This window comes from Parvibaculum sp. (assembly GCF_035325945.1).
In the GTDB taxonomy this organism is placed as follows: domain Bacteria; phylum Pseudomonadota; class Alphaproteobacteria; order Parvibaculales; family Parvibaculaceae; genus Parvibaculum.
Map to the genome: position 1 here is coordinate 70,000 of NZ_DAOKYX010000007.1, position 12,017 is coordinate 82,016.

Here is a 12,017-nt window from a genome sequence, read left to right on the forward strand (position 1 = left end):
CCATGCCGGATTTCAAGACACTGATCGCCAAGGCCGCGGACGGCCTGCCACTCTCCGCTGCCGATGCGGAAAGCGCTTTCGAGGCCATCATGTCGGGCGCGGCGACGCCCGCCCAGATGGGCGCTTTTCTGATGGCGCTGCGCGTTCGCGGCGAGAGCGTCGATGAACTGACGGCGGGCGCCCAGATCATGCGGGCGAAGGCGCTGCGGGTGACCGCACCCTCCGATGCCATCGACATCGTCGGCACGGGCGGCGACGGCGCGCAGACCTACAATATTTCGACTGCGACCTCTCTCGTCGTCGCGGCGCTCGGCGTGCCCGTGGCAAAGCATGGAAACCGCGCCGCCTCCTCCAAATCGGGCACGGCGGACGCGCTCACCGCGCTTGGCGTCAAGCTCGACATTTCGCCGGAGGAGATCGGCCGCTGCATCGCTGAAGCCGGGATCGGCTTCATGTTCGCGCCTGCGCACCACTCGGCGATGAAGCATGTGGCGCCGGTTCGCACGGAACTCGGCACACGGACGATCTTCAACCTGCTCGGCCCGCTTTCAAATCCTGCGGGCGTGAAGCGGCATGTGATCGGCGTTTATGCGGCGCGCTGGGTCGAGCCCTTCGCGGAGACGCTGCGAAACCTCGGTTCGGAGCGCGCGCTGGTCGTTCATGGAGGCGGGCTCGACGAGTTCACGACGGCGGGCACGTCCTATGTCGCGGAACTCAAGGACGGCAAGATCCGCACATTCGAGACGACGCCTGAGGAAGTCGGCCTCGCGCGAGCGACGCTCGCCGAACTGCGCGGCGGGGAACCGGCGGAGAATGCGGAGGCGATCAGGCAATTGCTCGACGGAACGAAGGGCCCCTATCGGGACATCGTTCTTCTGAATGCCGCCGCGGGGCTCGTCGTGGCGGGAAAGGCGGAAACACTGAAAGAAGGCGTGGGCCTCGCGGCCGGGGCCATTGACAGCGGCGCTGCGAAGAAAGCTCTTCAGCGGCTCGTCGCCGTTTCCAATGGCCAGCTTTCGGGCGTAGAGGCGGCGCATGACTGACATTCTCGAACGAATCCGAACCTACAAGCTCGAGGAAATTGCGGCGGCGAAGCAGGCCGTCTCCTTCGGCGATGTGGAGCGCGAAGCGCGCGCCGCGCCCGCCGTGCGCGGATTTGCGGCCGCGCTCTCGCGCAAGGTCGAGGCGAAGCAATATGCACTGATCGCCGAGATCAAGAAGGCAAGTCCCTCCAAGGGCCTCATCCGCGCCGATTTCGACCCGGCCGCTCTTGCGCGCGCCTATGAGCGCGGCGGCGCCGCCTGCCTCTCCGTTCTCACCGACACGCCTTCCTTTCAGGGCAGCGCCGACTATTTGCGGCAGGCGCGCGCGGCGGTTTCGCTTCCCGTCATCCGCAAGGATTTCATGTACGACCCCTATCAGGTCGCTGAAGCGCGCGCGATGGGCGCCGATTGCATTCTCATCATCATGGCGTCGGTTTCGGACGCGCAGGCGCGCGAGCTTGAAGCCACCGCTTTCGACTGGGGCATGGATGCGGTCATCGAAGTGCATGACGAAAGCGAGCTTGAGCGCGCGCTGGCGCTGAAGAGCCCGCTCATCGGCATCAACAACCGCAACCTCAAGACCTTCGAGACGACGCTGGCGACGACCGAACGGCTCGCCCCGCTCGTGCCGAAGGGACGGCTCGTCATCGGCGAGAGTGGCATTTTCACGCCTGCCGATCTCGCGCGTCTGGCAAGGTCCGGCGTGCTTGCCTTCCTCGTCGGCGAAAGCCTGATGCGGCAGCAGGATGTGGAAGCAGCGACGCGCACGCTTCTTTCCTGATCCTTGCAGGGCTCTGCCCTGCCCCGCACGATGCAATGCAGCTTCGCCCCCTCACACGGCCGGTGGACGGCGGATATGAATGTGCTGCATGCTTCCATGGTCGGCATGACCCGCAAAGCCGGTCTTCATGCGGAATGAATTGAGGCAGGGCCCGTGGCGAAGAAATCACTCACCCATCTCGACGAGCGCGGCGCCGCCAGCATGGTGGACGTATCCGCCAAGCCCGTAACGGCGCGGGAGGCGACGGCGAAGGGCCGCGTCGTCATGGACGCCGAAACGCTGAAGCTCGTCACCGGCGGCGGACTTGCCAAGGGAAACGCGCTTGAGATCGCGCGCCTCGCCGGCATCATGGCCGCGAAGAAGACCGCCGATCTCATCCCGCTTTGCCATCCGCTCGCGATTTCAAAAGTGTCGGTGGACCTGACGCCGGACACGGAGGCGGGCTGCATCGACATCGAGGCGACGGTGAAGGTGGCTGGACAGACCGGCGTCGAGATGGAGGCGCTGACGGCGGTGAGCGTCGCCTGCCTCACGCTCTACGATATGGCGAAGGCAGTCGATCGTTCGATGCGGATCACCGACATTCGGCTCACGCACAAGTCCGGGGGAAAATCCGGCACCTATGAGGCGAAGTGACAATGACGCGAGAGCCGCTCATTCCGGTGGCGGAGGCGCGCGGGCGTATTCTCGCGGCCATTGAGCCGACCGCGCCCGAGCGGGTCGCGCTCGCCGAGGCGCATGGCCGCATTCTCGCCGAGGACGTTATCGCGCAGCGCACACAACCGCCCGCCGATCTCTCAGCCATGGATGGCTATGCGGTGCGCGCCGAGGATGTGGCGAGCGTTCCCGCGCGTCTCCGCGTCATCGGCGAAGCGCCGGCGGGGCGCGCCTTTGGCAGCGCGGTGGGCAGTGGCGAGGCAGTGCGGATCTTCACCGGAGCGCCGCTCCCCGAAGGCGCCGACACCATCGTCATTCAGGAAAACACGGAGCGATATGGCGACTTCGTCATCATCCGCCAGGGCGCGGCGGCGGGCCGCCATGTGAGGCGCGCGGGCCTCGACTTCACGGAAGGCACGACGGGCCTCGGCCGCGGCCGCAGGCTTTCGCCCGCCGATATTGCGCTGGCGGCCGCCATGAACGTGCCAGTCGTCAGCGTCCATCGCGCGCCGCGCATCGCTTTCTTCTCGACCGGCGACGAGCTTGTGCGCCCGGGCGAACCCGTCGGACCCGGACAGATCGTTTCCGCCAACAATGACGGGCTTGCCGCGCTCATCGCGGAGGCGGGCGGCGTCCCTCTCGATCTCGGCATCGTGCCCGACCGGCGCGACGCCATCCGCATCGCCGCTCATCGCGCCGCCGAAGCCGACATGCTGGTGACGCTCGGCGGCGCGTCCGTCGGCGAGCACGATCTCGTGCAGGCGGCGCTCGCTGAAGACGGGCTCTCAATCGACTTCTGGCGTATCGCCATGCGCCCCGGCAAGCCGCTGATGTTCGGCCGCTACCGCGACATTCCGATGCTCGGCCTGCCGGGCAACCCGGTTTCCGCGCTGGTCTGCGCTCTCATCTTCCTCGTGCCGGCCATCACGAAGCTCGAGGGCGGCGGCGATACTTCGCCCCGCACAGCGCTTGCACGGCTCGGCGCCGGGCTCGCCGAAAACGATCAGCGTGAAGACTATCTGAGAGCGCGGCTCGAACTTCGGCCCGACGAACTGCCCCTCGTCATCCCTTTCGAGACGCAGGACAGCTCCATGCTGTCGGTGCTCTCGTCGGCAGATTGCCTCGTTATCCGGCCGCCGCACACGCCAGCGGCCGAAGCAGGCGAGATCGTGCGGGTGATGCCGTTGCGAGCCTGAGGGTGACGCGGCCTGCCATGTTGCCCCTGCCCCTGCTCAGGGGGGTGGGCAATGAGCGCCGGGCAGCCGCCTCGCCGTGAACACTGTTATGGGCGTCGCCCTCGGACGCTATGGGCATGGCACCAAAGCCCTGGCGCCCGCTCTCGAATTTCCAAATTATCCACAGAAGTGCTTGACGTCAGACGTGAACCAAACTAGAACCTGTGGCGAGGTTTATGGTTTGTTCCATATTTGGGGCCGGAAAGCATGCTCACGCGGAAACAGCACGAACTCCTGATGTTCATTCATGAGCGTATCAAGGAGGGAGGCGTTTCTCCGAGCTTCGACGAGATGAAGGAAGCTCTCGACCTGCGGTCGAAGTCGGGCATCCATCGCCTCATCACCGCGCTCGAGGAGCGGGGCTTCATCCGCCGTCTCCCCCACCGGGCCCGCGCACTCGAAATCCTCAAGCTGCCCGAATCGGCCTCCCCCAGCCTTGCCGTTTCGCGCGCCAAGGGTTTCTCGCCGAGCGTCATCGAGGGCAGCCGCGGCAAGGCGCTCAGCCGCGACCTTCAGCCTGCCAATCAGCCCGAAAATACGATCACCCTTTCCGTCATGGGCCGCATCGCGGCCGGCACGCCCATCGAGGCGCTGCAGGAGGAGAGCCATCAGGTCAGCGTGCCGATCTCGCTTCTCGGCACGGGCGAGCATTATGCGCTCGAGGTCAAGGGCGACTCGATGATCGACGCCGGTATTCTCGATGGCGATACGGTGCTCATCCAGCGTTGCGACACCGCCAATAGCGGCGACATCGTCGTGGCGCTCGTCGACAATATCGAGGCGACGCTGAAGCGGTTGCGCCGCAAGGGCGACTCGATCGCGCTCGAAGCCGCGAACCCTGCATATGAAACGCGCATCTTCGGCCCCGACCGGGTCAAGGTGCAGGGCAAGCTCGTCGGCCTGCTGCGCCGCTACTGATCCCTCGCCTCGCCGGCGGGTTTGGGCTGGCGCTGAACCCAAGGGCGCGCGCCCCTGCTCTCGCGCGCGGTCTCGATCCGCACTGCCCCATCATTCCCGTAGTAAAGCGCGATGGCGCCGCCTCGCCAGAGATCGAAGCGGTCGATGAGCGTCGGCGCGCGGCACTGCTTCCTCAAGCGCCAGGGAACTCCGAAGCGGGCGATGACGATCTGCGCCGTCTCGCAATCCTCCGTAAGCGCATCATGGGTGGCTGGTAGCGCGATGACCGGCCTTCCCTCCTCCCGCCACAGACATCCCAGCGCATCGCAGCGAAGAAAGTCCGCTTTCGCCTCGGCAGGTTTGCGCGGATCGCCATCGCGGCGCAGCCACTGCCCGGCGGCGTAGGACGCCCGCGCGGAGGTGAGCGCGAGGCGGCCATCCGCCATGCGAATGGCGGCAAGCGCGCCCTCGCGGTCGATCAGCACGTCAGGTCGCGCGCCGCTCGTCCACATGGCGAGGCTCAGGAGAACCGGCGCCACGCCGAGATAGCGCCAGCGGCCGCACCAGAGGGCGAGCCACAAACCGCCAAAGGTCAACAATCCCAGCGAGGCCATGGGCGCGGCAGCGACGAGACGGTCCGCCCCTTCCCAACCGGCAACCTGATGGGCGACCCAAAGCATCGCATCGATGCCCTGGCCCATGAGCCAGAGAGCCGGGCCGTCGAGCCCCAGAGGCATGAGAATGAGGGCGACGAGCGCCATGGGCATGACGATGGCGCTCACTATCGGCAGCGCGCCCATATTGCCCGCCATGCCGTAAAGGGCGATCCGGTCGAAATGAAATGCCGCATAGGCCCCGGTCGCAAATCCGGCAACCGTCGTCGTGAGCAGGATGCCGGCGACATGGTTCGCGGCGAAGCGGAAGAAGGTGGCGACCACACCCTCCGGTCCCTCGCGCATCGCCGCGAGAAGACGCTGGGCAAACGGAGTTTCGTAGAACGCGATGAGGGCGACGACGGCGGAAAACGACATCTGGAAACTCGCACCGAGAAGGCTTTCCGGCCGCCAGACGAGCACGATGAGCGCCGCCAGCGCGACGTTTCGCATGCTGAGCGCCGGGCGATCGAAGAGGATCGCCAGGAACATCAGTGAAATCATGATCCAGGAGCGCTGCGTCGCGACCTCTGCGCCTGAAATCATGAGATAGGCGGTCGAACCGAGGAGAGCTGCCGCAGCGCCCCACTTCTTGATTGGAAAGCGCAGCGCGATTGCCGGCACCGCCGCGAAACAGGCGCGCACGAGCCAGAAGAGCGAGCCGCCGAAAAGCGCCATGTGCAGGCCCGAGATCGAGAGCACATGGGCGAGGCCAGCATTGCGGAGATCTTCGGCCGCCCATTTCGGAATGGCGCGCTGCTCGCCGGTGATGAGGGCGGCGGCAACCGGGCCCGCCGCGCCACCGATCGCGGTTTGCACGCGCATGGTGATGCGGTGCCGCAAGCGGGCGAGCGCCGTCGCCGCATCGTTCGGCGCGGGCGCGATCCGCTCCGGCTTGGTGAAGGCGAAGCCGACGCCGCCAATTCTCTCGAACCACACCTGCCGCGCATAGTCGAAGCCGCCCGGCTGAACGGGCTCGGGTGGCGGCAGCAGCCTTGCGCGGAGGCGTATCGTTTCGCCGGGTTCGATGGCGTCGCTTTTCATGCGGAGCTGGATGCGGATGCGGGCTGGAAGCGAGGCCGGCGCGAGCCGCTCCATGAAGACCGGGGCAACGAGCAGCGAGAGAGCGCCCCTGTCCGTCCGTTGCGATTCGACCACGCGGCCTTCGAGCGCGCCGCTCCATGCGCGCTCGAGCACGGGGGCCGCCACGCTCCAGCTCCGCAGGCAGGCGAATGTGAAGCCGAGCGCGATGCAAAGAACCGCCGCCGCCGGGATGGCGAGGGCGGCGCGGCGGAAGGTGGCGATAAAGACGGCCGAGGCAAGCACCAGCGCCGCGAAGGCGAGCCAGAGCGGCGGCTCGGCGGGGAGCGCGAAATAGAGCGCGATGCCGAGCCCCATGAGGACAGGGGTCCACAGGAACCAGCGGTCGCTTTCGGCCGCGAAGGAGCGGGAGAGGCCATGCCAGGCCGCGCGGGCGGCGTCGACGTCCGGTGGCCCCCCGGCCGCCCGGGCATCGGCGCCCGCCGCAGCCCCGCCCGTCGCAATCGCCAAACCTTGCCCCTCCACCCCGAAAAAGGCCCCGAACAGGCCGTGAACGGCAGCACAATCCCGCGCGTTTCAGGGCTTACCCTGCGTTGCCGCGATGTGCTAGAAAGCCCCTGCCCTGCTGTGATCCGAGCGCGTCGCTATGCGCTGCCGGATATGAGCTTGCCAACAATTATTCGCCTTGCCTACCTGATTGGGCCTGCCTGTCCGGGCAAAGCACATGGGTGGGACGATGGAAGATCATGACGGAACCGAAGAAAGTCGTAACCCGCTTTGCCCCCTCGCCGACGGGCTTTCTGCACATTGGCGGCGGGCGCACCGCGCTGTTCAACTGGCTCTTCGCGCGCCGGCACGGTGGAACGTTTCTGCTCCGGATCGAGGATACCGACCGGGAGCGCTCCACCGACGCCGCCATCGAGGCGATTTTCGAGGGCTTGCGCTGGCTCGGCCTCGACTGGGATGGCGACGTCACCCACCAGTTCGCGCGCCAGGCGCGCCACCGCGAGGTCGCGGAAGAATTGATGAGGCGCGGCAAGGCCTATTACTGCTACGCCTCCCCGCAGGAACTCGAGGAAATGCGCGAGAAGGCGAAGGCCGAGGGCCGCCCTATCCGCTATGACGGCCGCTGGCGCGACCGCGATCCCTCCGAAGCGCCTGCCGGCGTCAAGCCCGTCATCCGCTTCAAGTCGCCCAATGAGGGCGAGACGATCGTGCGCGATCACGTCATGGGCGATGTGCGCTTCGCCAATGAGCAGCTCGACGACCTCATCATCGTCCGCAGCGATGGCACGCCGACCTACAATCTCTCCGTCGTCGTCGACGATCACGACATGGGCGTGACCCATATCATCCGTGGCGACGATCACCTGACCAATGCCGGGCGCCAGAGCCAGATTTACGAGGCGATGGGCTGGGACGTGCCGGAATTCGCGCATGTGCCGCTCATTCACGGACCGGACGGGGCAAAGCTTTCCAAGCGTCATGGCGCTCTCGGCGTCGATGCCTATCGCGACATGGGCTATCTGCCAGAGGCGATGCGCAACTATCTCGCCCGGCTCGGCTGGAGCCATGGCGACGACGAGATCTTCTCGACCGAGCAGGCCATCGAATGGTTCGACCTCGAACATATCGGCCGCTCGCCCTCGCGCTTCGATTTCGCGAAGCTCGAAAATCTCAACGGACACTATATCCGCCAGGCGGACGACACGCGGCTTGCGGAGCTGACCATCGAGCTGATGCAGCGTGTCGGCGGCTGGGCATCAGACGGCGACAATGCGGAGCCAGCCTTCCGCGCGCAGTTCATCGCGGCCATGCCGGGGCTCAAGGAGCGCGCGAAGACGCTGATCGAGATCGGCAAGGGAGCCGAGTTCCTGCGTGCCGCGAGGCCCATTCCGCTCGACGACAATGCGCGCAAGCTCCTCAATGACGAGGCGCGCGCGCTGCTCAAGCGGCTCCATGCGCTGCTCGAAGCGAGGCAGGACTGGAGCGCCGAGAGCATCGAGGCCGACGTGCGCGCCTTCGCCGACACCGAGAACCTCAAGCTCGGCAAAGTGGCACAGCCCCTACGCGCCGCATTGACGGGAAGCTCGGTTTCACCCCCTATCTTCGACGTGCTGACGACGCTCGGCCGCGAAGAGTCGCTCGGACGTATCAAGGATCAAGCGGTGTAGCCCTCGCCCGAGGCGAGATCGCCCTATAGAATGTTCAACAATCGCCGGATCGGATCGCAAACAAAAGAGCGATCCGGCAAACCAGCAAAGGACACAGGCAGGGAAGCATGACAAAAGTTGGAACCCAAGCTGGCGCGAAGTCCACCGCAACGCTTTCCGTCGATGCAAAGAACTTCGACCTTCCCCTTTTTGAAGGCTCGATCGGCCCGAGCGTGATCGACATCTCGAAGCTCTACGGGCAGACGGGGCACTTCACCTACGACCCGGGCTTCACCTCGACCGCAAGCTGCGAGTCGAAAATCACCTATATCGACGGCGAGGAAGGCGTTCTCCTTTATCGCGGCTATCCGATCGAGCAGCTCGCCGAGCACGGCAACTTCCTCGAGACCTGCTATCTGCTGCTCAACGGCGAACTGCCGAAGCCGGACGAATTCAAGGAGTTCGACCGCGCCATCACGAACCACACCATGGTTCATGAGCAGATGCAGTTCTTCCTGCGCGGCTTCCGTCGCGACGCGCATCCCATGGCGGTCATGTGCGGCATGGTCGGCGCCCTGTCGGCCTTCTATCACGACTCGACCGACATCAACGATCCGATGCAGCGCATGATCGCGAGCCGCCGCCTGATCGCGAAGATCCCGACGCTCGCCGCCATGGCCTACAAATATTCGCTGGGCCAGCCCGTCGTCTATCCGCGCAACAGCCTCGGCTATGCCGAAAACTTCCTCCACATGTGCTTCTCGGTTCCGGCCGAGGAATACAAGGTCGATCCGATCCTCGCCCGCGCCATGGACCGCATCTTCATTCTCCATGCCGATCACGAGCAGAACGCCTCGACCTCGACGGTCCGCCTCGCCGGCTCTTCGGGCGCCAACCCCTTCGCCTGTATCGCGGCCGGTATCGCCTGCCTCTGGGGCCCGGCACATGGCGGCGCCAACGAAGCGGCGCTCAACATGCTCTCCGAGATCGGCACGGTTGATCGCATCCCGGAATTCATCGCCCGCGCCAAGGACAAGAACGATCCGTTCCGTCTGATGGGCTTCGGCCATCGCGTCTACAAGAATTACGATCCGCGCGCCCGCGTGATGCAGAAGACCTGCCACGAGGTGTTGCAGGTTCTCGGCATCAAGGACGACCCGCTGCTCGATGTCGCCATCGAACTGGAGCGGATCGCGCTCAATGACGAGTACTTCATCGAAAAGAAGCTCTATCCGAATATCGACTTCTATTCCGGCATCACGCTGAAGGCGATGGGCTTCCCGACGACGATGTTCACCGTTCTCTTCGCGCTCGCCCGCACGGTCGGCTGGGTCGCGCAGTGGAACGAGATGATCGAGGACCCGGATCAGCGCATCGGCCGTCCGCGCCAGCTCTATACGGGCGCGCCGCGTCGCGACTATGTCGCGCTCGACAAGCGCAAGTAAGACCGGGAACTTTCGAGACAAGAAAGAGGCGCCTTGCGGCGCCTCTTTTATTTTTGCGGGGGAAGCATCTCGAGTACGGCGCGCGCTGCGCGCAGGCTCGGCCTGTCGCCACCCACGCCCATGACATGGCGGAGATCCTCGAGATCCGCGAGCGCGCGCGCTCTTTGCGGCGTGTCTTGCAGCAAGGGGCGCAAGGTGTCGGCAAGCGCCTTGGGCTTCGCTGCGAATTGCAGAAACTCGCGCACGGCCGGACGATCGAGAATGAGGTTCACGATGACGACCGAGGGCACCTGAAGGAGCCCCGAAACGGCCCAGGCCGCGACCGGATCGATCTTGTAGGCAACGACCATCGGCACGCGGGCGAGCCCCAGTTCGAGCGACACGGTGCCCGAGGCGGCGAGCGCCGCCGTCGCCGCATCGAATGCCGCGCGCTTCTCCGCCTCTCCTTCGACGAGTTCGACCGGAACTCTCCAGCCCTTCACGGCCTCCTCGACGAGGTGGCGCACATGCGGCACCGTGGGGAGAACGAGCTTGAGGCCCGGAATTTCGGCGGCGAGCAAGGCGGCCGTCTCGCCGAACACGCTGACGAGGCGCTTCACTTCATTGGTGCGGCTGCCGGGCAGGAGCAGAAGCAGAGGCGCATCCGGCGCGATGCCGCGCTTCTTGCGGAATTCGAGGCCGGAGCCCGGCTCCGGCAGGCGCTCGATCGCGGGATGCCCGACATAGACGCAATCGAGATTGGCTTCCGCGCGGAAGAAGTCCGGCTCGAAGGGCAGAAGCGCGAGCACGCGCTTGATATAGCGAGCCATGGCCCGCGCACGGCCGCGCCGCCAGGCCCAGACGCTCGGCGCCACATAATTCGCAATCGGAATATCGGGCGCGCGCTTCGCCACGCGCTTCGCCACCATATGCGTGAAATCGGGGCTGTCGATGATGACGAGCACGTCGGGCCGCTCCCGCACGGCGAAGTCCGCCGTCTCGCGCATGCGCTGCAAGATGAGTGGCAGGCGTGGAATGACTTCGCGCGGGCCCATCACCGATGTGTCAGACATGGGAAATATGGATGAAAGGCCTTGGGCGATCATGTTCGGTCCGCCCGCGCCGGTGATGCGAACACGGCCTCCGGTAAGCTCCTTCAGCGCCTCCATCAGCTCGCCGCCAAGCGCATCGCCCGAGGGCTCGCCGGCCACCAGCATGATGTGAGGGACGCGCGTCTCGCCACTCACGATTTCGGCCCAATCGTGCGGCTATGCGGAAAGCCCAGAACGAAAAGTCCAAGTTCGTTGGCGCGGCGCACGACGTCGTCCGCATCGTTGACGATCGCGCCATCGGCCTCGACGGCGATCCCGGCAAGACCGGCGGCGGCAGCGTTTTCGACCGTCCGTATACCGATGGTTGGCCTGTCCACCCTGCGCTCCTGTTCGGGCTTCGGCAGTTTCACGAGCACGCCGTCGCGCTCCAGATCGCCAGGCGCACGCACGGCGGCAAGCTGAGCCAGCATGACGTCGGTTCCTCTCACATCTTCGAGCGCGATGATTTCGCCCTTGCGCGCGACCGCGCCCTGGCCGGCATCGCGCGCGCCGAGATCGCGGGCGGCGGCGATCGCAATGTCTATGTCCTTCTCCTGCGAGGCGCTGGGGGCGCGGATGGTGAGCAGCCCTTCCCGCGCGAGAAGCTGCGGCAGAAACGTCTCCACGCCTACGACCTTGAGGCCATTTTCCTCGAGAAATTCCACGACGCCGCGCAGCAGCGCATCGTCGCCGGTCTTGAGCCGCCGGATGAAGCGCGGAAGGAGAAGCAATCCCCTGAAGTCCGGAACGATATCAGCGAGCCGCGGCCTGTTCATCGGGCCGATGATGACGATGTCCTCGCAGCCCGCCTGCTTGAAAAGCTTGAGAAAGCGTCCCATGGCCCCGACACGGACCCAGCCATGCGGATAGCGCGCGATGTCCGGTCCCGCGGCGCCCCTGACTCCGACGATGAAGACATCGCGGCCCGCGGCCCGCGCCGCATCGGCCACCGCGAGAGGCAGCGGTCCGCCGCCTGCGGCGATGCCGAGCTTGCGGGGTCTGGAGGCGGATGAACTCATGCGACGTGCCTCGGCTCGCCCGT

Annotated in this window: 10 protein-coding genes; 7 read left to right on the top strand and 3 right to left on the bottom strand. The window is 65.9% G+C overall.

Going from position 1 to position 12,017, the window contains the following annotated elements:
• The first annotated feature begins 2 nt into the window (after window positions 1-2).
• From trpD to lexA, 5 genes are all read left to right on the top strand, one after another.
• Window positions 3-1,043 carry an anthranilate phosphoribosyltransferase gene (gene trpD, locus PKA57_RS05890; protein ID WP_324298472.1) on the top strand — a complete coding sequence of 347 codons (1,041 nt, stop codon included), beginning with the start codon at window positions 3-5 and terminating at the stop codon, window positions 1,041-1,043.
• Window positions 1,036-1,824: an indole-3-glycerol phosphate synthase TrpC gene (trpC, locus tag PKA57_RS05895; protein ID WP_324298474.1), complete on the top strand. Its 789-nt coding sequence runs from the start codon at window positions 1,036-1,038 to the stop codon at window positions 1,822-1,824. The genes trpD and trpC overlap by 8 nt, the downstream gene beginning before the upstream one ends.
• 153 nt (window positions 1,825-1,977) lie before the next feature.
• Window positions 1,978-2,460 (top strand): cyclic pyranopterin monophosphate synthase MoaC, encoded by a 483-nt coding sequence (moaC, locus tag PKA57_RS05900; protein WP_324298477.1) that lies wholly within the window; start codon window positions 1,978-1,980, stop codon window positions 2,458-2,460.
• A 2-nt stretch (window positions 2,461-2,462) separates the two neighbouring features.
• Window positions 2,463-3,677 carry a gephyrin-like molybdotransferase Glp gene (glp, locus tag PKA57_RS05905; RefSeq protein WP_324298479.1) on the top strand — a complete coding sequence of 405 codons (1,215 nt, stop codon included), beginning with the start codon at window positions 2,463-2,465 and terminating at the stop codon, window positions 3,675-3,677.
• 246 nt (window positions 3,678-3,923) lie between these two features.
• Complete coding sequence (gene lexA, locus PKA57_RS05910; RefSeq protein ID WP_324298481.1) at window positions 3,924-4,634, top strand: transcriptional repressor LexA; 711 nt, start codon at window positions 3,924-3,926, stop codon at window positions 4,632-4,634.
• On the opposite strand, the gene PKA57_RS05915 is transcribed toward lexA, so the two are convergent.
• Complete coding sequence (locus PKA57_RS05915; RefSeq protein ID WP_324298483.1) at window positions 4,628-6,817, bottom strand: ComEC/Rec2 family competence protein; 2,190 nt, start codon at window positions 6,815-6,817, stop codon at window positions 4,628-4,630. The genes lexA and PKA57_RS05915 overlap by 7 nt on opposite strands.
• 236 nt (window positions 6,818-7,053) lie before the next feature.
• Between PKA57_RS05915 and gltX the strand changes: the two genes are divergently transcribed.
• A complete protein-coding gene (gene gltX / locus PKA57_RS05920) occupies window positions 7,054-8,481 on the top strand; it encodes a glutamate--tRNA ligase (RefSeq protein ID WP_324298485.1) in 1,428 nt (475 codons plus the stop codon).
• A 107-nt stretch (window positions 8,482-8,588) separates the two neighbouring features.
• The gene (gltA, locus tag PKA57_RS05925; protein ID WP_324298487.1) at window positions 8,589-9,905 is read left to right on the top strand and encodes a citrate synthase; all 1,317 of its coding nucleotides are present in this window, start codon (window positions 8,589-8,591) and stop codon (window positions 9,903-9,905) included.
• 47 nt (window positions 9,906-9,952) lie between these two features.
• On the opposite strand, the gene lpxB is transcribed toward gltA, so the two are convergent.
• Window positions 9,953-11,131: a lipid-A-disaccharide synthase gene (gene lpxB, locus PKA57_RS05930; protein WP_324298489.1), complete on the bottom strand. Its 1,179-nt coding sequence runs from the start codon at window positions 11,129-11,131 to the stop codon at window positions 9,953-9,955.
• On the bottom strand, window positions 11,128-11,994 hold the full coding sequence (gene lpxI / locus PKA57_RS05935) for a UDP-2,3-diacylglucosamine diphosphatase LpxI (RefSeq protein WP_324298491.1): 867 nt from the start codon (window positions 11,992-11,994) through the stop codon (window positions 11,128-11,130). Before lpxI ends, lpxB begins: the two co-directional genes overlap by 4 nt.
• Window positions 11,995-12,017: the final 23 nt, after the last annotated feature.